This is a genomic window from Rhodococcoides fascians A44A (assembly GCF_000760735.1).
Lineage (GTDB): Bacteria > Actinomycetota > Actinomycetes > Mycobacteriales > Mycobacteriaceae > Rhodococcoides > Rhodococcoides fascians_E.
Window position 1 is genome coordinate 939,200 of the sequence record NZ_JMEX01000008.1, and the last position, 21,453, is coordinate 960,652.

The window sequence follows — 21,453 nt, forward strand, 5'->3', positions numbered from 1 at the left end:
CTCGCCGCATGATCGCAGGCCCTCGGGTCGGACCTAACTGCTGGTCGGGGCACACCCCGAAACGCAAAGGACGTAGCCTGGCTGGGAAGGAACGGTGGCTCTCGTCGAATCACACGCGTGTTGGTTCGATAGATTGTCGGAGCCACCAGGCACGATGCAAGAGGGTCGAAGACCATGTCACCAAAGCGACGGGTCACCACAATCGAGGAGAACAGGCCATGGCTTTACCAGTATTGACTCCGGAACAGCGCACCGCGGCTCTGGCCAAGGCTGCCGAGGCACGCACCGCCCGGTCGAAGCTGCTGGCCGCCGTCAAGTCCGGCGAGCTCAGCGTCGCTGACGTTCTCGCAAAGGCCGAGAACGACGAGATCGTGAAGAAGACCAAGGTGTCTGCCCTGATCAAGGCACTTCCGGGTGTCGGTTCGGTGCGCGCCGCACAGCTGCTCGAGCAGCTGTCCATCGCAGACACCCGCCGTATCGGTGGACTCGGCGCAAACCAGCGCGAGGCACTTCTGGCGGCTGTCGCGTCCTGATACGACGCTGGATCGGCCTGCAGGGTTATCGAGGACATATCTCGCTCGTGCGGGGCTAGCATTTCCCCATGAACGTCGAAGTGACCCTGCTGCCCGGGATCGGGGTGCGGAAGGATTTCGCCCTCGCATCCGGGCGCCGCATCGGTGTCATCACCCGCAAAGACGGGGCGAACGAGCTGATCGTTTCGCGTAAAGACGACCCCGACGCAACACAGGCGTCCATCACCCTGAGCAATGAGGAGGCGGCGGCGCTGGGCAACCTGCTCGGCACGCCGCAACTCATTGCTCAGCTCGGGGAAGAGCATCGCGACCTTCCCGGCATCAACACACGCCAACTGCCCATCAAACTGGGCTCGCGATTCGACGGCCGAACCCTCGGCGACACCACCATGCGCACCAAGACCGGTGTGTCCATCGTCGCCGTCATGCGCGCAGGCCAGGTCCAGCCGTCGCCCACTCCCGATTTCACGCTCGTCGCGGGCGACCTTCTGGTCGCCGTAGGAACCGCCGACGGCCTCGACGCCGCAACCAAGCTGCTCGGCCGATAGCGACATGGCCGAGAGCGCGCTCGCTCTGATCGAACTCGGCGCGGTCTTCTTCACACTCGGACTTCTTGCTCGTCTCGCCGGCAAGATCGGCGTGTCGCCCATCCCGTTCTACCTACTCGGCGGCCTGGCCTTCGGGAACGGCGGCTTCGTCACCCTCGGCGGAATCGACGAGTTCAGCGAACTCGCCAGCGAAATCGGCGTCATTCTTCTCCTCCTACTGTTAGGGCTCGAATACACCGCAGCCGAACTCGTCACCGGACTTCGCCGCTCCTCGCTCGCGGGAATCGTCGACATCGTCCTCAACTTCACACCGGGCGCAGTACTGGCACTCGTGCTCGGCTGGGGTGGCGTCGGCGCACTCGTCCTCGGCGGGGTCACCTACATCTCGTCGTCGGGAATCGTCGCGAAAGTCCTCACCGACCTGGGACGCCTCGGAAACCGCGAGACGCCCGTCGTGCTGTCGATCCTCGTGTTCGAAGACCTGGCCATGGCCATCTATCTCCCGATCCTGACCACCGTGCTGAGCGGTGTCAGTTTTCTCGGCGGCATGGAAGCAGTCGGTATCTCGCTGTTGGTCGTGACGGTCGTCCTGGTGGTTGCGCTTCGGTACGGCAAGTTCGTCTCGGCGCTGGTCGACAGCGCGAACCGTGAGGTCGTACTGCTCAACGTCCTCGGCGCCGCCTTACTGGTGGCCGGCATCGCGTCCGAACTGCAGGTCTCCGCCGCCGTCGGCGCCTTCCTCCTGGGAATCGCGATCTCCGGCTCCACGGCCGACAACGCCACCCGCGTACTCGAACCCCTCCGCGACCTGTTCGCGGCTATGTTCTTCGTCGTCTTCGGACTACAGACCGACCCCGCGACGGTGCCACCGGTGCTCGGCTGGGCAATCGTCCTGGCCATCGTCACCACCATCACCAAAGTGATGACCGGGGCATGGGCCGCCGGTCGTCAGGGCATCGGCAGACCCGGGCAGCTTCGCGCAGGCGCCGCACTGGTCGCACGCGGGGAATTCTCCATCGTGATCGCCGGCCTCGCCGTGGCAGCCGGAGCCGTCGACAAAGAATTAGCCGCCCTCGCCACCGCGTACGTACTGCTCATGGCCGTTCTGGGCCCTGTCGCAGCACGGGTCATCGCCGTCCCACCCGCAGTCCGCGCAGACTGACAACATTCATTCCGCAGGCTCCACTCCTGCCCCCACTGAGTCATTCCGCAGGCTCCACTCCTGCTTCTATCAAGTCATTCCGCAGGCTCCACTCCTGCGACGCCTAAGCTGACCGAATGGCCCAGCAGCGTCGATCACCAGCGGACGGTGCCCCCGCATTGCGTCGGCGCCCACAATTGTCCGAAGACGTCGCCAACCACGTGCGGCACATCGTCATGTCCGGCGCGGTCCGTCCGGGCGACTTCATCCGACTCGACGAGACGGCTGCCGAACTCGGTGTCAGCGTCACCCCGGTCCGCGAAGCACTGCTCACGTTGCGGGGCGAAGGAATGGTGGAACTGGTGCCGCACCGCGGCTACGTCGTCTCCCCGCTCACGCCCGAGGACATCGTCGACATCTTCTGGCTACAGGGACAGATCGCAGTCGAACTGGTCCGCCGGGCGGCACCGAAGATCACCGACGACGTCGTTGCCGAGCTGGAGAAGTTCAACGAGTCCCTGGCCGCGGCGGTGGAAAAGAATCAGGCCGAGGAAGTCGAGATCGCCGAGTTCGAGTTCCACCGGGTTCTCAATCGCCTCACCGGTGCAACCAAGCTGGCGTGGTTTCTCAACAACGCCACCCGCTACACCCCCACCCGGCTGTACGCGTCGGATCCGGAATGGGGGCGAGCGGCGGTGCGTAATCACGAACAGTTGATCGACGCTCTCCGTGCGGGCGACGTGGATGCGGCCTGCACGCTGATGCGCCGACAGTTCACCGATGGCGCGGAACGCCTGATCGCGTACCGCGCCCTGTGAGTGGAAATGTGTCCCAGGGGACACATTTCCACTCACCTAACGGAGCGAGTCCGGCGCGGTGAACCGCTCGCCGTACTTGGCAGCCAGCTCGTCGGCACGCTTGACGAACGCAGCCTGACCGAGGGAACCGTCCTGGGCCTCGTAGCCGACGATGTACTGGTGCACACCACCGGTCCAGGCCGGGTAGCCGATGCCGAAGATCGAGCCGATGTTGGCGTCGGCGGTGGTGTTCAGGACACCCTCGTCGAAGCACTTCTGCGTCTCGATGGCCTCGATGAACAGCATGCGCTCCTTCAGATCCTCGAACGGGATGTCCGCGGTACCTGACTTGAACGCGTCACGCAGGCCAGGCCACAGGCCGGCGCGCTTGCCGTCGGCGTACTCGTAGAAGCCTGCGCCCTTGGCCTTCGACGGACGCTCGAACTCGTCGACCATCTTGTCGATGACTGCGCCGGCCGGATCCTCGGGAGGAGTTCCACCCGCGGCCTTGATGGCGTCGTAGGTCTCCTTGCGGATCTTCTGCATCAGGTTGAGCGTCAGCTCGTCCGAGAGCTGCAGCGGCGCCGCCGGGTAGCCTGCCTGCAGACCTGCCTGCTCGATGGTCGACGGCTCCACACCTTCACCGAGCATCGCGATGGCCTCGTTGATGAAGGTGCCGATGACGCGCGAGGTGAAGAATCCGCGGCTGTCGTTGACGACGATCGGAGTCTTTTTGATGACCTGTACCAGGTCGAAGGCCTTCGCCAGCGCAGCGTCCGACGTCTTCTCGCCGCGGATGATCTCCACCAGCGGCATCTTGTCGACGGGCGAGAAGAAGTGGATTCCGATGAAGTCCTCCTGACGCTTCACGCCCTGAGCGAGGCTCGTGATCGGTAGCGTCGAGGTGTTGGAACCGAGCAACGCCGACGGGTCGACGAGGTCCTCGATCTCCTGGAACACCTTCTGCTTGAGCTCCTCGGATTCGAAGACCGCCTCGATGACGAGATCGGCGCCTTCGACGTCCTTGGCGTCGGCGGTCGGATGGATCCGCGCGAGCAGCGCGTCGGACTTCTCCTGAGTGGTCTTGCCACGCGAGAGTGCCTTGGCCTCGATGGCCTCGGAGTACGCCTTGCCCTTCTGCGCGGATTCGATGGCGACGTCCTTGAGGACCACCTCGATGCCCGCTTTGGCACACACGTAGGCGATACCGGCGCCCATCATGCCTGCACCGAGCACTGCGACCTTGGTGAACGTCGTCTTCTCGATGCCGTCCGGGCGGGACTTGCCTGCATTGATCGCCTGCAGATCGAAGAAGAACGCCTGGATCATGTTCTTCGATACCGAGCCGGTGACCAACTCGGTGAAGTAGCGGGACTCGATGGTCGACGCATTGTCGAAATCGACTTGAGCGCCCTCGACTGCGGCCGACAGGATCGCGCGCGGCGCCGGCATCGGCGCACCCTTGATCTGCTTACGCAGGTTCGACGGGAACGCAGGCAGGACGGCAGCGAGCTTCGGGTTCGACGGGGTGCCGCCGGGGATCTTGTAGCCCTTGACGTCCCATGGTGCGACGCCACCCTCGGGGTTGGCCTTGATCCACGCCTTCGCCGCGGGCACGAGGGCGTCGATGCTGTCGACGAGCTCGTGCACGAGGCCGATCTCCAGAGCCTTCTCCGGACGGAACCGGGTGCCCTGGGCGAGGACCGTCATGAATCCGTTCTGGATGCCGAGCAGGCGCGTGATGCGTGTGACGCCACCGCCACCGGGCAGAAGACCGAGGGATACCTCGGGCAGACCGAGCTGAACGCCCGAGACATTCGCGGCGATCCGGTGGTGGGTCGCAAGAGTGATCTCGAGTCCACCGCCGAGTGCAGCACCGTTGATCGCGGAGACGACGGGCTTGCCGAGCTTCTCCAGGCGTCGCAGCTGCGCTTTGACTTCCTGTACCTCGTCGAACACGCGCTGGGCGTCCTCGGGCTTCGCGGTGATGAGGCTGTTGAGGTCACCACCGGCGAAGAACGTTTTCTTCGCCGAGGTGATCACGACGCCGGTGATGGAGTCGAGTTCCTTCTCCAGTCGATCGACGGTCGCGCCCATCGAGTCCTTGTACAGCTGGTTCATCGTGTTGGCGCCCTGGTTGGGGTCGTCCATCGTGAGCACGACGATGCCGTCGGAATCCTGGTCCCAGGTGATCATGTTTTCGCTCATGGTGTGTTCCTCAGACTCGCTCGATGATGGTGGCAACGCCCATGCCGCCGCCGATGCACAGGGTGATGAGTGCGTACCGGCCGCCGCGACGCTCGAGCTCGTCGAGCACGGTTCCGGTGATCATGGCTCCGGTGGCGCCGAGCGGGTGGCCCATCGCGATGGCTCCACCGTTGACGTTGAGCTTCTCGTTCGGGATCTGCAGGTCCTTCTGGAAGCGAAGGACGACGGACGCGAACGCCTCGTTCAATTCGAAGAGATCGATGTCGTCGACGGTCAATCCTGCGGTTGCGAGAACCTTCTTCGACGCGGGTGTCGGGCCGGTCAGCATGATCGTCGTGTCTGCACCGGAGGTGGCCGTCGCGACGATGCGCGCACGCGGAACCAGGTTCAGGTCCTTGCCTGCCTGCTCGCTACCGACAAGGACGAGGGCTGCACCGTCGACGATGCCGGAGCTGTTACCACCGGTGTGGACGTGATCGATCTTCTCGATCCAGTGGTACTTCTGCAGCGCGACGTCGTCGAATCCACCCATCGCAGCGACACCGGTGAAGGCCGGGTTCAGTTTGCCGAGCGATTCGACCGTGCTGCCCGGACGCATGTGCTCGTCGTGGTCGAGGATCAGCAGGCCGTTCTGGTCGGTGACCGGTACGACGGACTTGGCGAAGTAGCCACCCGACCATGCAGCGGCGGCACGCTCCTGCGACTGCACTGCGTAGGCGTCGACGTCTTCGCGGCTGAACCCCTCGATCGTCGCGATGAGATCGGCGCCGATGCCCTGCGGCGCGAAGTACGTGTCGTAGTTGGTGGCCGGATCCATCGCCCACGCGCCGCCGTCACTGCCCATCGGGACGCGGGACATGGACTCGACACCACCGGCGATGACGACCTCGTCCCAGCCGGAACGCACCTTCTGCGCAGCCAGGTTGACGGCTTCGAGGCCGGACGCGCAGAACCGGTTGAGCTGGAATCCGCCCACGGTGTCCGGCATCTTCGCGGCCAGAACCGCGGTGCGCGCAATATCGGCACCCTGATCGCCCACCGGGGAGACCACACCGAGGATCAAGTCGGAGATGCGGTTCTCGTCGAGGTCGGGGAACCGTCGACGCAACTCGTCGATCAGGCCGGTGACCAGCGAAATGGGCTTGACGGAATGCAGTGAGCCGTTCTTCCCCTTGCCGCGTGGGGTCCTGATGGCTTCGTAAATGAACGCTTCTGTAGTCACAGCGCGGTCGTTCCTTCCACGTACTTCTGACTCGGCGGCGGCACCCGAGGGCGCCGCAGGACTCGAGGATCACACCTCGGCTCCTCTCACACTAGAACGCGGTACACAACCCGGTGAAGGACCGAAACGAGCGCGGTCCGTGACCGGCGCGTGCGTTTCAGCTCGACGAGACAGGGGTAGAGATAGCATCACCACTCGGGGGGATATGGGAGTGGAGCCAGCGGAACGAACCGGTTCCACAGAGTGGAGCCTGCGGGGGAGGTTCGAGCTCGGCCAGTTACGGAGATGATGACCATGGACACCCAGAAGCCGCTCGCGGTCGGAGCGCACGTCAAAGTGCGCTACAGCTCCGATTCTTCCCTGCCACGCGACCAGTGGCCCAAGGAATCAGGCGTCGTCAAGGAAGACTTCGGTGAGCAGACGGCATCGGTCGACCGCACCTGGGCCCGGGCTCACCGCTACGCCGTCGCCCTCGACGACGGCCGACTCGTCTTCGTCGACCCCGAGGACATCGAAGCAACCTGACCAAGGTCGGTCATGTGGTCGACTCAGCACCCTTTCTACCGACCCAGCACGCCTTCTATCCGCGGACTGGGCGTGTCAGCTCGGCAAGAAGGGTGCTGACTCCTACTCCTTGAGCGGAGTTGCTCCGAGTTCTGCCTGCAGCAGTTCCATGGCCACCGTTTCCGGGTCGCGCCGCACCGACGGGTCGGCAGGCTCGGCGGCCGCTTTGAGCAGCTCTTCCTCGTCCTCCGGTGTTTCCGGGGGCGGTGGACCGGCCGGCTCGGGGTCGTCGGGATAGTCGGGCGCCTCGGGGGGCGGTATGTCGTCGTATCCGTGGTCGGTCGCTCCCGACTCCCGCGCCGTCGAAGCCGGCTTGTTCGCCTGGCTCGGACGCGAGAACTTGGTCGGAGGCGCTTTCGGAGGCTCGGGCGCGGCCTTGGCGACCGGAGCTTCCTCAGCAGGAGCTGCTGCTCCGACGACGCACGTCACCTGCCAGTCGACACCGAACACATCACGCAGCGCATCCCTGATGACGTCGGCATTCCGTCCTTCCTGCAGCCGCTTCGCGAGCGGCGCGGAATCGTGGCCGAGCGTGATCGAGCCGTCGCTCACCGCTCGAACCGAGGCACCGGACAGCATGACCTCGACCGTGCGGCTGCGCTCGCGCACCTTGGCTCGGACCTCGGACCAGACCGCACGAATCGCCGCGGCGTCCGGCTGAGTGGACGCCGCCGCAACCGGCTCGGGCTCCGGATTCGGTACTGGTTCAGGGGCTGGTATCTGTTCCGGGGCAGGCTCGGGCTCGACCGGCGCAGGGAAGTCGAACGCGCGGGTCGGTTCGGCGACTGGACGCTCGGGCTCTACGGGCGCCGCTTCAGGTTCCGGGGTCGGCTCGGGTTCCGGGGTCGACACAGGCTCCGGAACAGGCTCGGGTTCCGGGGTCGGCTCGGGGTCCGGCTGCGGCACCGGAGTGGGCTCGGGCTGCGGCTCGGGCTCAGGAGTGGGCTCGGGCTGCGGCGTCGGCTCGGGCTGCGGCGTCGGCTCGGGCTCAGGAGTGGGTTTGGGTTCGGGCTCGGGCGTCGTCGGAATGCTGGCGGCAGGTGCCGGAGGGACTGCGGGAGCGGTCGGAACCACGGGAGGTACGTCAGGCGCGGGCGCTGCAGGCTCGGGGGCCGCAGCCGCCCGTTGGGACGGCCGGACGAACTTGGGCGGTGTGTCGTCGACCGGCGGCGCGCTGGGGGTCGACGGCTCAGCACGACGCTGCGGAGCCTGGTCGACGGCTGCTTGCTCGCCGGCGGGCAACGTGACGTCCAGGCGCCGCTCGAGACGCTCGAGACGCTGCAGCACAGCAGATTCGGCGTCGGATGCCGAGGGAAGCAGCATCCGCGCACACATGACTTCGAGCAGCAGGCGCGGTGCGGTGGCGCCGCGCATCTCCCCCAGACCGGCGTGGATGATCTCTGCATAGCGCGCCAGGGTCGCCGAGCCGATGCGGCCCGCTTCGTCGCGCAGACGTTCGAGAACGTCACCGGGAACATCGACCAGCCCGCGCTCACCTGCGTCGGGGACGGCGCGCATGAGGATGAGGTCGCGGAGCCTTTCCAGCAGGTCCGTCGCGAAGCGGCGCGGATCGTGTCCGGCGTCGACCACTTTGTCGACCGTCCCGAACAGTGATCCACCGTCCCCGGCCGCGAGTGCATCCACGGCTTCGTCGATCAACGCGACGTCGGTGACGCCGAGCAGGGACAGTGCCCGCGGATACGTGACGCCTTCGGGTCCTGCGCCTGCGAGCAGCTGGTCCAGCACGCTCAGCGAGTCACGCGGCGATCCGCCGCCGGCTCGAATCACCAACGGATAGACGGGATCCTCGACGGGGACCGACTCCTGCGCGGTGATCTTCTCGAGCAGCCCACGCATGGTCGACGGCGGGAGCAGCCGGAACGGGTAGTGGTGCGTACGCGAACGGATGGTCGGGAGCACCTTCTCCGGCTCCGTCGTCGCGAAGATGAAGACAAGGTGCTCCGGCGGCTCTTCGACGACCTTGAGCAGTGCGTTGAAGCCTGCTGTCGTGACCATGTGGGCCTCGTCGATGATGAAGATGACGTAGCGCGATTCGGCGGGCGCGTAGACCGCCTTGTCTCGGAGATCTCGTGCGTCGTCGACGCCACCGTGGCTTGCCGCGTCCATCTCGACGACGTCGAGGTTGCCCGGCCCACCCGGCGCGAGAGCGACGCAGGAGTTGCAGACGCCGCACGGCGTGGACGTCGGGCCTTCGACGCAGTTCAGCGACCGCGCGAGGATGCGCGCCGACGACGTCTTACCGCAGCCTCGGGGCCCGGAGAACAGGTATGCGTGGTTGATCCGATTGGAGTTGAGCGCGGTGCTCAACGGTTCGGTTACGTGCTCCTGCCCGACGACCTCAGCGAACGTCGCAGGACGGTACTTCCGGTAGAGAGCCACGCATGGAAGGGTACCGGCGCGCACCGACACCGGCACAACCCCGTCGGGCGGTCGAGCATGCCCGCCGCCATGGCCGGAGCGCGTCTCACTTGTTCTTCGCGGCTGCCTTCGCTGCCTTCTTGAACTCGCGGACCTCGAGCAGGGATTTCTCGTCGACGACATCGGCGATGGAACGCCTGGAACCGTCGTCGCCGTAGGCCCCTGCGGCGTCCCGCCAGCCTTCGGGAGTGACGCCCATCTGCTTCCCGAGGAGCGCGAGGAAGATGCGGGCCTTCTGGTCGCCGTATCCCGGTAGTGCTTTCAGCCGCTTCAGAACCTCGGCGCCGTTCGGGTCGCCGCGACGCCAGATCTCGTCGGGTTTGCCGTCGTAGTTCTCGGCGACGAACTCCGCGAGACCCTGAATCCGCTTGGCCATCGAGCCCGGAAAGCGGTGCACTGCAGGGGTCGTCGCGCACACCGCGGCGAACTCGTCGGGGTCGGCCTGCGCGATGGTGTCGACCTTGAGGTCACCGAGACGGTCGACGAGTTTCTTCGGGCCCGCGAATGCCGATTCCATGGGCACCTGCTGATCCAGCAGCATCCCGATGAGCAGCGCGAACGGGTCCTCGGCCAACAACGCATCGGCTTCCGCGTCGCCAGTCAGATGCAAGGTGGGAGACATGTCGTCGATCATGCCACCTGTGGATCGAGGCTCCTAGGTGATGGATACCAGTTGAGTGATGTCGTCGAAGGGCAGTGGTCCGTCGACGACGGCCCCGACGACTGCGTTGTTGAGCGTGATGGAACCGCCGTGGTTGTCGAGGAATGCCGTGTCCGCAGCGTCGCGACCGGTGGCGATCCGCACCAGCGTCGACCGCGGAGCCAGGCACGTCGCGTCGACCACACGCCACTGGCCGTCGACGAATGCCTCGGCGACGGCGTGGAAGTCCATGGGGTCGCATCCGGGTGCGTACACCGCGACGAGCCGTGCCGGTACGTTCACCGCACGCAGCAACGCCACGACGAGATGGGTGTAATCCCGGCACACACCTGCACCTGCGAGGAGGGTGTCCACTGCACCGTCGATCGGGTCACTGCTTCCCGGAACGTAGTTGAGCCGTGAGCCGACCCAGGACGACACCTCGGCGAGCAATTTCTCCGACGCCGCGTAGGAACCGAATTCCGTTGCCGCGAAACCGAAGAACTTGTCGGCCTCGGCATATCTGCTGGGACGTAGATACAGCGAGAGATCGTAATCCGACACAGGCGCCGGGTCGGTGTTGCCGTACACGGTGGCCGAGTACGACACCTCGAGCTTTCCGACGCCCGCATGCAACTTGTGGATTCGGGTGCCGTGCGCGCCGCTGATCTCCTGGAAATCGACCGGCTGGCCATCGAGAGTGAACGACAGCGCTTCCCACACTTCGGCGCCCGGGTGTGGAGCGATGGCGATCTGGAATTCCAGGGTGCTCGCCTCGGTGACGTCCACGTCGAGGTAGGCCGAGACTTCGCGTTTCATTGTGATGATCCTGCCACCGTTCATTCGATCCTGCAGATCGGACTCGAGCACCCTCAGGACTCGTCGGGGCGGAATTCACCCGTGACGAGAAAGATGACACGCTTGGCGACTTCGACCGTGTGATCGGAGAAGCGCTCGTAGAAGCGTCCGAGGAGCGTCATGTCGACGGCGGCGGGGACACCGTGCGGCCAGTCGGGAGACGAGGTCAGGGTGAACAGGCTGCGATGCAGCTCGTCCATTTTCTCGTCCTTGACCTGCAGCTCGGCGGCCAGGTCCGCGTCCCTGGTCAGCAGAACCTCGCGGGTGGCGTCGGCCTGCTCGACCGCGACGCGGCCCATCTCGGCGAAGACGCTCTCCACCTCGACGGGGAGGACGTGAGCAGGGTGACGTCTGCGCGCTAGCTCGGCGATGTGGATGGCGAGGCCACCCATTCGCTGCAGATCGGCGACTATGTGGATCCCGCTCACCATGATTCGCAGGTCCAGCGCGACGGGTGACTGCAACGCGAGTACCGAAAATGCTTTGTGCTCCCACGCCGCGGCGAGTTCGTCGATGCGTTCCCGGCTGCTGATGGTTTCCTCGGCCAGCGCCAGATCGGCCGTCAGCAACGCCTGCGTCGCCGACGCCATCGCCTTCTCGGCCAGGGTGCACATGTCGGCGAGGTCGGCTCGGATCTCGACGAGTTGCTCGTTGTAGTTCTCACGCACAGCGAGCCCACCTGTCCATCGAGATCCCCATCCGCCGTCCTCTGCCTGTCGAAAGTCCTTCAGTCCTGTACCCGGACCTTGATCTTTCTACACCAGGCGCTGTGCTGGTGGGATCGCCTGCGTCAGCAGTTGGTCGGGGCGGGCACGCCGTAGAAACGGTCCTTGATCCAGTTCTGCGCCTCGCCGAGTCCGAGGAGGTCCGGAATGATATGTCCCGCACCCGAACCGGGGACGATGGACGGAACATTCGCGGCGCTGAACTGAACCGTCGCTCCCCTGCTGCACCAGGCACCCGCGAGTTCGACGGCTTGACCGTGCGGGACGATGTCGTCGGACGTCCCGGACTGGACGAGCACCGGGGCGGTCGGCGTGCGCAGGCCGATCTTGTTCTTCGCGAGGATCTCCTGGGCCTTGGGAAGCCGATCCAGGACGACCGACATCGGCTCGCCGGTGCGGGTGTACTCGGTGGTCCGATGCAGTCCGACGGTCAGGATCGTCTCGCCCACACATTGATTCGCCACCTGCCGCAGCATGGCCTGGCCTGCGTCGTTGATGTTCTCGTCGATCAGAGGTTGAAGGTCGGGATCCGATTTCAGCAGACCGTTGAGGGTGTACCCGATGACGCCGGTGAGGATGGTGCCGTCGACCTGTTCGAGGGTCTGCTTCAGGTCGGCAGGCGGAGCGCCTGCGTAGCTGCCCACGAGGTCGAGTTCGGGAGCGTAATCGCCCGCCACCTCGGCTGCGGCCGCCACTGCGCCACCGCCCTGGGAGTATCCGTACGTCGCGACGGGTCCGCCCGCAGCGATCTTGGTGCCGGGTAGCTGCTGGGCAGCGCGGGCGGCGTCGAGAACAGCGTGCGCCTCGGCCGCGCGGTTGACGTAGGTGTGCGCGCCGGGTGTTCCGAGACCGTCGTAGTCGGTGATCACGACGCCGTATCCCTGCGAGAGCAAGGAGTACGCGGCCAGGACCTCGTACTCGACCATGAATCCGAGTGGTGGCGTGTACGTGATCAGCCGATTCAGCATGCGCGACGGCGCACACTGATCTCCTTGGCCTTGCGTCCCCGGTGCCAGCACGACGAGCGGCCGCGGGCCGGGTCCCGTCCATTCCGCCGCCGGATCGATATAGGTACCGGTGACCGCGTTGGGTGCGTCGTTGGAGTCGGTGCTGCGGTACATGATTCGCGTCGCCGTCCCCGGGAGCGGTCCGCCGATACCGGGGACCGACAGCGCCAGAGGCGACGGCTCGGTGCGAATCACGTCTCCGGCACCGCCGTCGGGCAAGGGGGTGGGCGGGAGGTAGAAGTCGGACTCACCCGTCGACCCGGTGGACGATCCCGCTCCAGGCTGCGCCGACGCGAGCGGGACTCCCGCCACCGCCGCCAGCAGTGCAACGCCCACCGCAGTGCCCAGCAATCGTGATACTCGCATCGATCGTCCAACCCCCGTACTTACCCACCGGTAGTGATATCCGACTGGGACCATACGTGACAGGGGACACACTTGGGAAGAGTGGGGTAGCGCATCACCGAGAGTGCGTCAGCGTCGTCGGCGATGCATGTCCGCTTTCGCGATCGAGATCTCCTCCGCCGTCAACGGCCTACCGGGTAGCTCCGTCGCGGCGCCCGGCGTCGAACGCAGGCCGTCGAGCACGATCGTGAAGTACCGCTTCCAGTTGTCCGGCTCTACCGTCTTCATGAATTCCGAAGCCGCACCGATCATTCCGATCAGCGGAAACAGGTCGTTGACCTCCACGTCGGCGCGCAGTTGGCCGGAGTCGCGCGCACGCATCACGATACGGTCGACGTACGGGTCGATCCGCTCCCTCATCTGGGCGATTCCGTTGCATCCTTCGTCCGTGCCGAGCACGACCTCGCCGAGACCTTTGTCCGCCGACATTCCTGCGAACAGATCCGCGAGAAACAGAACGAGTCCGTCCCATGGATCTTCAGCAGCCAGAGCGCTTTCCGCGGTGGCCAGCATTTCCTGCATACGCTGCTCGAACACGCCGTCGATCAGCTCCTCCTTGCAGGAGAACCGCCGATACACCGTCCCCACACCGACTTTCGCATGAGCAGCAACGTCGTCGAGCGTGATGTCGATTCCGCGCGAGGCGAACAGTTCGCGAGCCGCGTCGACGATTCGTCGGCGGTTGCGTTCCGCGTCCGCTCGCAACGGTTTCTTCACGCCTGTGTCGGCTCTCACACTCATTCGATGTCCGTTTCACCCGAAAAGCGGAGGACATTCCTCCACTTAGCTGCTACCTTCGTCTTCGTAACCGGAGAATACACCTCCGTATAGCCGAATCGAAGGATGACCATGACCGCATTGTCACCGGACGACACCTCGTCGTCGACCTTGGCGACGGAGGAGACCACCGACGCCAGGGCACACCGAAACCGCTGGCTGATCCTCGCCACCCTCGGCCTCGCCCAGCTCATGGTGGTGCTCGACGCCACCGTCGTGAACATCGCTCTGCCCGCCGCCCAGCTCGACCTCGGCTTCGACAACGCCAACCGCTCCTGGGTCGTCACGTCCTACGCCCTGGCATTCGGCAGCCTCCTGCTGCTCGGCGGACGTCTGAGCGACCTGTTCGGACGCCGTAACACCTTCCTGATCGGACTCATCGGATTCGCCGTGATGTCCGCGGTGGGTGGCGCAGCCGTGAACTTCGGCATGCTGGTCGCGGCACGCGCCGGCCAGGGCGTGTTCGGCGCCCTGCTCGCACCCGCGGCGCTCTCGCTCCTGGCCACCACGTTCACCGACCCGAAGGAACGAGCAAAGGCGTTCGGCATCTTCGGCGCCATCGCAGGCGGCGGCGGTGCACTCGGCCTACTGCTCGGCGGAATGCTCACCGAATGGGCCAACTGGCGCTGGAGCCTGTACATCAACCTGGTGTTCGCCGCACTCGCGTTCGTCGCCGGATTCCTCCTGCTCGCCAAGCACAAGGCCGACGTCCGTCCACGCCTGGACATTCCCGGAACGCTGACCGTGTCGGCAGCGCTGTTCGCCATCGTCTACGGCTTCGCTCACGCCGAGTCCGACGGCTGGAGCAACACGGTCACCATCGCATTCCTCGCCGCCGGCGTGGTGCTGCTCGGCGTGTTCTTCGCCATCCAGCAGCGTGTGTCACACCCGTTGCTTCCGCTGCGCATCATCCTCGACCGCACCCGCGCCGGATCGTTCCTCGCCGTCTTCGTGACGGGTGCGGGCATGTTCGCGGTGTTCCTGTTCCTGACGTACTACCTGCAGAACACACTCGGGTTCACACCGATCAGCACCGGTTTCGCGTTCATGCCGATGATCGCCGCCCTCATCGTCACCGCGACGCTGTCGACGGCAATCGTGCTGCCGCGCTTCGGACCTCGTGTTCTCATGACGTCGGGACTTCTCGTCGCCGCACTGGGCATGGGACTGCTCACCCAGATCGCCGTCGACTCCGCGTATGCGACGCACATCCTGCCCGGCCTGATCATCATGGGCCTCGGCTTGGGCGCAACGATGGCTCCCGCCATGCAGGGCGCCATCTCGGGAGTCAACCCCGACGATTCCGGTGTTGCCTCGGCAACGGTCAACACCATGCAGCAGGTCGGCGGGTCCATCGGTACCGCACTTCTGAGCACCATCGCGGCCACCGCGGCCACCAACTACGTGACCGACAACCTGGCGTCGGCGTCGAATGCAGCCGCACTCCAAGCCAACGCTGAAATCGCCAGCTACACGACGACGTTCTGGTGGGCGACGGGCATCTTCCTGCTCGGAGCCGTCATCTCGGCCATCGTCGTCAAGCCCGGTCTGCTCCCCGCAGCCCCGGAAGGCGCAGTCGTAGTAGGCCACTGATCCGCTGTGAGTACTTGTGTAGGCCCTGGGGCAGGAGCGAAGCCTGCGTAGCGACCATGGGCGCTACATAAGTACTCACGTGGTGCGGAGGAGTTTTTCTGCCGCGGCCAGAAGTACGCAAGTCGCCACGCCGTTCATCGACTTCTCCAGCTCGGAGAGCGACGGGAAGCTCGGCGCGAGGCGGATGTTGCGGTCCTCGGGGTCCTTCTTGTACGGATAAGCCGAGCCTGCGCCGGTCAGTGCGATGCCCGCGTCCTTCGCCAGAGCGATGGACCGGGCTGCCGTACCGTCCAGCACGTCGAGCGAGATGAAGTACCCGCCCTTCGGCTCCGTCCAGGAGGCGATCTTGGACGCTCCGAGGCGATCTTCCAGAATCTGTCCGACGAGAGCGAACTTCGGTGCCAGGATCTCCCGATGCTTGGCCATGTGGGCCTTCACACCGTCGGCATCACCGAAGAAGCGAAGGTGGCGAAGCTGATTGAGCTTGTCCGGCCCGATGCTCTTGGTGCCGAGACGCTTCAGGTACCACTCGAGGTTCGCGTCGGAACTTCCGAAGAAGCTGACGCCTGCACCGGCGAACGTGATCTTGGAGGTCGACGCGAACACGAACGGGCGGTTGGGATACCCGGCTTCGGCTGCCCAGCCCAGAATGTCGTACGCGGGTGCGAACTCCGCGGTCAGAGGGTGAACGGCGTAGGCGTTGTCCCAGAAGATCCGGAAGTCGGGTGCCGCAGCCGGGACGGACGCCAGTGCGCGCACGACCTCTTCGGAGAACACTGCACCCGTCGGGTTGGAGTAGTTCGGGACCGCCCACAGGCCCTTGATCTGCGGATCCGACGCCATGAGCCGCGTGATTTCCTCGACGTCGGGGCCGTCCGGGTTCATCGGGACCGGGATCATGTCGATGCCGAAGCTCTCGGAGATCGCGAAGTGGCGGTCGTATCCGGGAGCTGGGCAGAGGAAACGGATGTTGGGTTCCGCCGACCACGGCCGCGGTGAGTCCGGCAGGCCGTGCAGCAGGGACCAGACGACGAGGTCGTGCATGATCTCGAGGCTTGCGTTGTTGCCCGCAAGGAGGTTCGAGACGGGAATCCCGAGCAGCTCCCCGAAGATCGCGCGCAGTTCCGGCAGGCCGGCGAGGCCGCCGTAGTTGCGGCAGTCGGTGCCGCTGCCGTCGCGGAAATCGCCACCGGGCAGTGTCAGCAGATCCGAGGACAGATCGAGCTGCTCGGGCGACGGCTTGCCTCTGGTGAGATCGAGGGAGAGATTCTGGGCCTTCAGCTGCTCGTAGCTCGCTGCCTGTCGCTCGTGCTCGGCGACGAGCTCCTCATGGTTCATCAACCCGAACTGGGTTTGCGCTGACATGCGGAGCGGCCTCTCGTGATGCTGGTCCCTTGACATAAAGGGGACCCCGCGCACCCGGCAGAGCCCGTTGACCCTTGCTGCCTTCCGGCCCTGGGGGAGTTCACAGGATGCGCGCCGCGCGGGATCCAGTGAAGAGTGTAGCCGCACCGTCGACGACGGGTGACCGGCAGGGTTCCACGACTGCCGCGAGGCCCCGCTACAGGCCTCCGAATCGGCCCACGAGCAGCCGGTTTGGGATCGGACGGGGGTAACCCGGTATGCTTCCCCACGGAGGATTCGCCTAGTGGCCTATGGCGCTCGCCTGGAACGCGGGTTGGGTTAACGCCCTCAGGGGTTCAAATCCCCTATCCTCCGCGGTGAGAAAGCCCCCTGCACGTGCAGGGGGCTTTCTTCGTTCTCGGGTCCGCGAGCATCACGTCCGGACGTGACGGGCGACAGCCCTATCGCGCCGACCAACCACCGTCCATGGTGTACGACGCGCCGGTGACCATGCCGGCATCCGAGGACGCCAGCCATCCGACGAGGGATCCCACTTCTGCCGGTTCGACGAGTCGTTTGACTGCGCTCTCGGTCAGCATGACCTTCTCCAGCACCTGGTCTGCGTCGATCCCGTGCGCGGCCGCTTGGTCGGCGATCTGCTTCTCCACCAACGGCGTTCGCACGTAACCGGGGTTGACGCAGTTGCTCGTGACGCCGTGTGGGCCGCCTTCGAGTGCCGTGACCTTGGACAGTCCTTCCAAGGCGTGCTTGGCGGTCACGTACGCGACCTTGTATTCCGATGCGCGGAGGCCGTGCACCGAGGAGACGTTGACGATTCGTCCGAACCCTCGCGAGTACATGCCGGGCAGCGCAGCTCGGATCAGCAGGAACGGGGCTTCCACCATCAGGGTCTGGATCCGCCGGAACGCGGCTGGGTCGAAGTCGACGATCGAGGCGACGGTTTGGATTCCCGCGTTGTTGACCAGGATGTCGGTGTCGAGGTGCAGCTCTTCGAGCGAGGCCACGTCCAGTAGGTCCACTGCCCAGGTCTCGCCGTGGAGCTCGGACGCAAGTTCCTTCGCCGCTACTTCGTCGACGTCGGCGATGGTGACGGTCGCTCCGCGCGAGGCCAGTTCGCGTGCACACGCTGCCCCGATTCCGGACGCACCACCGGTGACGAGTGCGGTGCGTCCGGTCAGGTCGGTCATCGCTTCACGTCCGGTTCGAGCAGCCCTGCCTTGGCGAGCTCGGCTTCCGTGGCCAGATTCTTCGCGTCGGCGATGTCGATGGTCTCGAGTGCCAGGCCCTTGGTTTCGCGGGCGGCGATGACGGCGATCAACGTGACCGCGCAGGACGCCGCGAGGTACCAGGCGATCGGAACGCCCGAGCCGAAGCGGTCGAGCAACGCAACCGCGATGATCGGCGCCAGCGAGCCCGCGACGATCGACGTCACCTGATAGCCGAGGGACACGCCGGAGTAACGCATACGCGTCGGGAACATCTCTGCCATGATCGCCGGCTGCGTTGCATACATGAAGGCGTGGAACACGAGGCCGATGATGATCGCGAGCATGATGACCACGTTGTGGCCGCTGTTGAACATCGGGAAGGCGAAGAAGCCCCAGGTTCCTGCGGTGACTGCGCCGAAGAAGTAGACGGGACGGCGGCCGACGCGGTCGGCGAGCTTGCCCACCAACGGAATCACGCAGAAGTGCACGGCATGGGCGACGAGCATCCACCACAGAATCGTCTGGGTGTCGGTACCGACCTCGACCTTGAGGTACGTGATCGTGAACGTGACGACGAGGTAGTACATGACGTTCTCACCGAAACGCAGGCCCATGGCCGTGAAGACGCCACGCGGGTAGCGCTTGAGGACCTCGAAGACACCGTACGACGCTGCCTTGATGACCTCGGCCTGCTTCTGTGCTTCGACGAAGATCGGGGCGTCGGTGACCTTGGTGCGGATGTAGTAACCGACGAAGACGATCACTGCGGAGAGCCAGAACGCAACGCGCCAGCCCCAACTGAGGAAGTCGTCCTCCGGCAGGACGGTGGTCAGAATGAGCAGCACGACGGTGGCGAGCAGGTTTCCGGCGGGTACGCCTGCCTGCGGCCAGCTGGCCCAGAATCCACGGCTCTTGTTCGGGCTGTGCTCTGCGACGAGCAGAACCGCGCCACCCCATTCGCCGCCGACGGCGAAGCCCTGGATGAACCGGAGCGCGACGAGAAGTGCAGGCGCCCAGTAGCCGATCTGGTTGAACGTCGGCAGACATCCCATCAGGAACGTTGCGCCGCCGACCAGGACGAGGCTGAACTGCAGCAGCTTCTTTCGGCCGTACTTGTCACCGAAGTGACCGAATACGATGCCGCCGAGCGGACGTGCGACGAAGCCGACGGCGTACGTGACGAAGGCAGCGAGAATGGCGTCGAGCTCACTCGTGCCTGCTGCGAAGAAGATCTTGGAGAAGACCAGCGTGGCCGCGGTGCCGTAGAGGAAGAATTCGTACCATTCGACGATGGTGCCCGCCATCGATGCACCGACGACCTTCTTGAGGCCGCTCGGAGTGGCGTCGGGGTCGTTCCCCGGTGATTCGGTGCGTTCTTCGACGCTCATTGCTACTCCTCGTGTTCTGGGACATGTGCGGGCTAGATTGTGACTACCACCACACATATCGGTATCGCTGAGTATCGATGCAGATCGGACCGCCCGCAATACCCAACAACGCATGTGCGATCTGCAAGAATGCACATGTGTCGCATGCTCACCCCGATCATGGTCGGCCGCCCAGCGCAGACGACCTGTTGATCCTGTTGGCAGTGGGCAGAACCGGCCGGTACAACACCGCGGCGGACGACCTCGGGGTCAACCACACCACCATCTCCAGGCGTATCGCCGCGCTCGAAGCACGCCTGGGCGGCAGAGTTCTCGCCAGGTCCGGCAACGGTTGGGAACTCACCGCCCGCGGCAAGGATGCACTCGCCGCCGCCGAGAACATCGAAGCCGCGGTCCGTTCCCTGATGGGACCGGACGACGACGCAGAAGGCGTGGTCAGAGTGTCCGCGACCGACGGATTCAGCGCATACGTCATCGCCCCCGCAGTCGCCCGAGTTCGACTTCGCCACCCCGGTATCGCCGTGGAGATCGTCGCGACCACCAGGCGCGCCTCGCAGCAACGCTCCGGAATGGATGTGGAGATAGTCGTCGGCGAACCTCAGGTGCACCGCGCGGAGGCGATGAAGCTCAGCGACTACCACCTCGGGCTGTATGCGTCGACGAGTTATCTCGAAGCCCACGGCAGACCGGCCACCGTCGACGATCTCGCTGCTCATCCGCTGGTCTACTTCATCGACTCGATGCTGCAGGTCGACGACCTCGACATCGCTCCCGGCTTCGCACCGCTGATGCGAGAGTCGGTGACGTCGACCAACGTGTTCGTGCACGTCGAGGCGACCCGTGCGGCGGCAGGGATCGGACTGCTCCCCTGTTTCATGGCCGATCGGCACGACGACCTCGTGCGGTTGCTGCCGCAGGAAGTGTCCGTGCGGCTGGATTATTGGCTGGTCTCGCGCGCCGAGACTCTGCGACGCCCGGAAGTCGCCCGAGTCGTCGAAGCCATCAAAGCCTCCGTCCTGGACCAGCGCGACGCTCTGCTGGGTCGCGCGTAGCCCGAACTTCGCGCAACTGCCGCTCCACGCCCGCGGTGTCCTAGCATCGAGACTGTCCTAGCATCGAGCCATGCCTGCCGGCCGATTCGCTCCGAGCCCGTCGGGCGACCTGCATCTCGGCAACCTCCGTACCGCGCTGCTCGCATGGCTGTTCGCGCGATCCACAGGACGACAGTTCTTGATGCGCGTGGAGGATCTCGATCGCGTGCGCGAGGGCGCCGAGGCCCGTCAACTCGCCGACCTCCGCGCCATCGGCCTCGACTGGGACGGCGCCGTTGTTCGACAGTCCGAGCGCACCGCGCTGTACGACGACGCCATCGCCCACCTCACCGCGGCGGGTATGACCTACGAGTGTTTCTGCACCCGTCGGGAAATACAGGAGGCAGCGTCGGCACCCCACGCACCCGACGGCGCCTACCCCGGAACCTGCAGAAATCTGACGGCCGCAGAACGGGCAACGAAAACCAGGCCTCCCGCAGTGCGCCTGAAGGCCGACGTGACCGAGTTCTCCGTTCACGACGACGTGCTCGGCGCATTTCACGGCCAGGTCGACGACCTCGTACTTCGCCGCGTCGACGGTGTCGCGGCCTACAACCTCGCGGTGGTGGTGGACGACGGCGAACAGGGCGTGGATCAAGTGGTCCGCGGGGACGATCTCCTGACGTCGTCCCCGCGTCAGGCGTACCTCGCGTCGCTGCTCGACATCCCCGCTCCCACCTACGCCCACGTGCCGCTCGCACTCAATGCTCAGGGAAAACGATTGGCGAAGCGCGACGGCGCGGTGACGCTGGAGGACCAGGCTGCGCTGGGTCTCGGGCCGCGAGACGTTCTGCACCTTCTGGCTCGGTCTCTGGAACTGGCCGAAGCCGACGAGCAAGTGTCCCCGGGCGACATTCTTCGGCGATTCGACCCGCAGAAGCTTCCGACGACCCCCTGGGTATTCGAGACATAACGGACTCGGTCGGTCGATTCTGTGCACTTCC

The 21,453-nt window shown here is 65.3% G+C and carries 19 protein-coding genes, 1 tRNA gene and 1 other RNA gene; 9 read left to right on the forward strand and 12 right to left on the reverse strand.

The window, feature by feature from the left end; all coding sequences use genetic code 11:
* The first annotated feature begins 218 nt into the window (after nucleotides 1–218).
* The 4 genes from mihF to BH95_RS16775 all read left to right on the forward strand — a co-directional run bounded on the left by mihF (nucleotide 219) and on the right by BH95_RS16775 (nucleotide 3,040).
* A complete protein-coding gene (mihF, locus tag BH95_RS16760) occupies nucleotides 219–533 on the forward strand; it encodes an integration host factor, actinobacterial type (RefSeq protein WP_026347388.1) in 315 nt (104 codons plus the stop codon).
* A 68-nt stretch (nucleotides 534–601) separates the two neighbouring features.
* The gene (locus BH95_RS16765; RefSeq protein WP_020111030.1) at nucleotides 602–1,081 is read left to right on the forward strand and encodes a cation:proton antiporter regulatory subunit; all 480 of its coding nucleotides are present in this window, start codon (nucleotides 602–604) and stop codon (nucleotides 1,079–1,081) included.
* 4 nt (nucleotides 1,082–1,085) lie between these two features.
* Nucleotides 1,086–2,243, forward strand: a complete 1,158-nt coding sequence (locus tag BH95_RS16770; RefSeq protein ID WP_020111031.1) for a cation:proton antiporter — start codon at nucleotides 1,086–1,088, stop codon at nucleotides 2,241–2,243.
* A gap of 116 nt (nucleotides 2,244–2,359) precedes the next feature.
* Nucleotides 2,360–3,040: a GntR family transcriptional regulator gene (locus BH95_RS16775; RefSeq protein ID WP_176458757.1), complete on the forward strand. Its 681-nt coding sequence runs from the start codon at nucleotides 2,360–2,362 to the stop codon at nucleotides 3,038–3,040.
* Nucleotides 3,041–3,076: 36 nt separating this feature from the next.
* Here the strand turns inward: BH95_RS16775 and BH95_RS16780 are convergent, their stop codons facing one another.
* Nucleotides 3,077–5,227 carry a 3-hydroxyacyl-CoA dehydrogenase NAD-binding domain-containing protein gene (locus BH95_RS16780; protein ID WP_019662879.1) on the reverse strand — a complete coding sequence of 717 codons (2,151 nt, stop codon included), beginning with the start codon at nucleotides 5,225–5,227 and terminating at the stop codon, nucleotides 3,077–3,079.
* Between the two features lie 10 nt (nucleotides 5,228–5,237).
* A complete protein-coding gene (locus BH95_RS16785) occupies nucleotides 5,238–6,449 on the reverse strand; it encodes an acetyl-CoA C-acetyltransferase (RefSeq protein ID WP_020111033.1) in 1,212 nt (403 codons plus the stop codon).
* A gap of 285 nt (nucleotides 6,450–6,734) precedes the next feature.
* On the opposite strand from BH95_RS16785, the gene BH95_RS16790 reads away from it, so the two are divergent.
* Nucleotides 6,735–6,974 carry a hypothetical protein gene (locus BH95_RS16790; RefSeq protein WP_019662877.1) on the forward strand — a complete coding sequence of 80 codons (240 nt, stop codon included), beginning with the start codon at nucleotides 6,735–6,737 and terminating at the stop codon, nucleotides 6,972–6,974.
* Between the two features lie 102 nt (nucleotides 6,975–7,076).
* Here BH95_RS16790 and BH95_RS16795 read toward each other — a convergent pair whose 3' ends face one another.
* The 6 genes from BH95_RS16795 to BH95_RS16820 all read right to left on the reverse strand — a co-directional run bounded on the left by BH95_RS16795 (nucleotide 7,077) and on the right by BH95_RS16820 (nucleotide 13,804).
* On the reverse strand, nucleotides 7,077–9,413 hold the full coding sequence (locus tag BH95_RS16795) for a DNA polymerase III subunit gamma and tau (protein WP_037185189.1): 2,337 nt from the start codon (nucleotides 9,411–9,413) through the stop codon (nucleotides 7,077–7,079).
* A gap of 85 nt (nucleotides 9,414–9,498) precedes the next feature.
* Nucleotides 9,499–10,074 (reverse strand): HhH-GPD-type base excision DNA repair protein, encoded by a 576-nt coding sequence (locus BH95_RS16800; RefSeq protein ID WP_026347386.1) that lies wholly within the window; start codon nucleotides 10,072–10,074, stop codon nucleotides 9,499–9,501.
* 33 nt (nucleotides 10,075–10,107) lie between these two features.
* Complete coding sequence (locus BH95_RS16805; RefSeq protein ID WP_026347385.1) at nucleotides 10,108–10,911, reverse strand: transglutaminase-like domain-containing protein; 804 nt, start codon at nucleotides 10,909–10,911, stop codon at nucleotides 10,108–10,110.
* Between the two features lie 53 nt (nucleotides 10,912–10,964).
* Complete coding sequence (gene phoU / locus BH95_RS16810; protein WP_019662873.1) at nucleotides 10,965–11,618, reverse strand: phosphate signaling complex protein PhoU; 654 nt, start codon at nucleotides 11,616–11,618, stop codon at nucleotides 10,965–10,967.
* 122 nt (nucleotides 11,619–11,740) lie between these two features.
* The gene (locus BH95_RS16815) at nucleotides 11,741–13,048 is read right to left on the reverse strand and encodes a lipase family protein (protein ID WP_230595752.1); all 1,308 of its coding nucleotides are present in this window, start codon (nucleotides 13,046–13,048) and stop codon (nucleotides 11,741–11,743) included.
* A 108-nt stretch (nucleotides 13,049–13,156) separates the two neighbouring features.
* Nucleotides 13,157–13,804 carry a TetR/AcrR family transcriptional regulator gene (locus BH95_RS16820; RefSeq protein WP_019662871.1) on the reverse strand — a complete coding sequence of 216 codons (648 nt, stop codon included), beginning with the start codon at nucleotides 13,802–13,804 and terminating at the stop codon, nucleotides 13,157–13,159.
* Nucleotides 13,805–13,936: 132 nt separating this feature from the next.
* Between BH95_RS16820 and BH95_RS16825 the strand changes: the two genes are divergently transcribed.
* The gene (locus BH95_RS16825) at nucleotides 13,937–15,457 is read left to right on the forward strand and encodes a DHA2 family efflux MFS transporter permease subunit (RefSeq protein ID WP_019662869.1); all 1,521 of its coding nucleotides are present in this window, start codon (nucleotides 13,937–13,939) and stop codon (nucleotides 15,455–15,457) included.
* A 75-nt stretch (nucleotides 15,458–15,532) separates the two neighbouring features.
* Here the strand turns inward: BH95_RS16825 and BH95_RS16830 are convergent, their stop codons facing one another.
* Both BH95_RS16830 and ffs read right to left on the reverse strand, forming a co-directional pair.
* A complete protein-coding gene (locus tag BH95_RS16830) occupies nucleotides 15,533–16,822 on the reverse strand; it encodes an aminotransferase class I/II-fold pyridoxal phosphate-dependent enzyme (protein WP_037183202.1) in 1,290 nt (429 codons plus the stop codon).
* A gap of 34 nt (nucleotides 16,823–16,856) precedes the next feature.
* An RNA gene (gene ffs, locus BH95_RS28320) (signal recognition particle sRNA small type) lies at nucleotides 16,857–16,953 on the reverse strand.
* Between the two features lie 138 nt (nucleotides 16,954–17,091).
* On the opposite strand from ffs, the gene BH95_RS16835 reads away from it, so the two are divergent.
* A tRNA-Ser gene (locus BH95_RS16835) sits at nucleotides 17,092–17,176 on the forward strand.
* Nucleotides 17,177–17,262: 86 nt separating this feature from the next.
* Here BH95_RS16835 and BH95_RS16840 read toward each other — a convergent pair.
* Both BH95_RS16840 and BH95_RS16845 read right to left on the reverse strand, forming a co-directional pair.
* Entirely contained in the window at nucleotides 17,263–18,009 is a 747-nt protein-coding gene (locus tag BH95_RS16840; RefSeq protein ID WP_033190068.1) for a 3-hydroxybutyrate dehydrogenase, read from the reverse strand.
* Nucleotides 18,006–19,418 carry an MFS transporter gene (locus BH95_RS16845; protein WP_037183203.1) on the reverse strand — a complete coding sequence of 471 codons (1,413 nt, stop codon included), beginning with the start codon at nucleotides 19,416–19,418 and terminating at the stop codon, nucleotides 18,006–18,008. The genes BH95_RS16840 and BH95_RS16845 overlap by 4 nt, the downstream gene beginning before the upstream one ends.
* Before the next feature lie 77 nt (nucleotides 19,419–19,495).
* On the opposite strand from BH95_RS16845, the gene BH95_RS16850 reads away from it, so the two are divergent.
* A complete protein-coding gene (locus BH95_RS16850) occupies nucleotides 19,496–20,470 on the forward strand; it encodes a LysR family transcriptional regulator (RefSeq protein ID WP_037164425.1) in 975 nt (324 codons plus the stop codon).
* A 70-nt stretch (nucleotides 20,471–20,540) separates the two neighbouring features.
* Nucleotides 20,541–21,422, forward strand: coding sequence for a tRNA glutamyl-Q(34) synthetase GluQRS (gluQRS, locus tag BH95_RS16855; protein ID WP_037183213.1), 882 nt, complete (start codon nucleotides 20,541–20,543; stop codon nucleotides 21,420–21,422).
* Nucleotides 21,423–21,453 lie beyond the last annotated feature (31 nt).

Bases quoted from the DNA above. Each gene is read 5' to 3' on its own strand.
- mihF (WP_026347388.1), top strand. From the start codon at position 219: ATGGCTTTACCAGTATTGACTCCGGAACAGCGCACCGCGGCTCTGGCC.
- BH95_RS16775 (WP_176458757.1), top strand. From the start codon at position 2,360: ATGGCCCAGCAGCGTCGATCACCAGCGGACGGTGCCCCCGCATTGCGT.
- BH95_RS16815 (WP_230595752.1), bottom strand. From the start codon at position 13,048: ATGCGAGTATCACGATTGCTGGGCACTGCGGTGGGCGTTGCACTGCTG.
- BH95_RS16770 (WP_020111031.1), top strand. From the start codon at position 1,086: ATGGCCGAGAGCGCGCTCGCTCTGATCGAACTCGGCGCGGTCTTCTTC.
- BH95_RS16805 (WP_026347385.1), bottom strand. From the start codon at position 10,911: ATGAAACGCGAAGTCTCGGCCTACCTCGACGTGGACGTCACCGAGGCG.
- gluQRS (WP_037183213.1), top strand. From the start codon at position 20,541: ATGCCTGCCGGCCGATTCGCTCCGAGCCCGTCGGGCGACCTGCATCTC.
- BH95_RS16850 (WP_037164425.1), top strand. From the start codon at position 19,496: ATGCAGATCGGACCGCCCGCAATACCCAACAACGCATGTGCGATCTGC.
- BH95_RS16790 (WP_019662877.1), top strand. From the start codon at position 6,735: ATGATGACCATGGACACCCAGAAGCCGCTCGCGGTCGGAGCGCACGTC.
- BH95_RS16840 (WP_033190068.1), bottom strand. From the start codon at position 18,009: ATGACCGACCTGACCGGACGCACCGCACTCGTCACCGGTGGTGCGTCC.
- BH95_RS16845 (WP_037183203.1), bottom strand. From the start codon at position 19,418: ATGAGCGTCGAAGAACGCACCGAATCACCGGGGAACGACCCCGACGCC.
- BH95_RS16825 (WP_019662869.1), top strand. From the start codon at position 13,937: ATGACCGCATTGTCACCGGACGACACCTCGTCGTCGACCTTGGCGACG.
- BH95_RS16800 (WP_026347386.1), bottom strand. From the start codon at position 10,074: ATGTCTCCCACCTTGCATCTGACTGGCGACGCGGAAGCCGATGCGTTG.
- BH95_RS16765 (WP_020111030.1), top strand. From the start codon at position 602: ATGAACGTCGAAGTGACCCTGCTGCCCGGGATCGGGGTGCGGAAGGAT.
- BH95_RS16830 (WP_037183202.1), bottom strand. From the start codon at position 16,822: ATGTCAGCGCAAACCCAGTTCGGGTTGATGAACCATGAGGAGCTCGTC.
- BH95_RS16780 (WP_019662879.1), bottom strand. From the start codon at position 5,227: ATGAGCGAAAACATGATCACCTGGGACCAGGATTCCGACGGCATCGTC.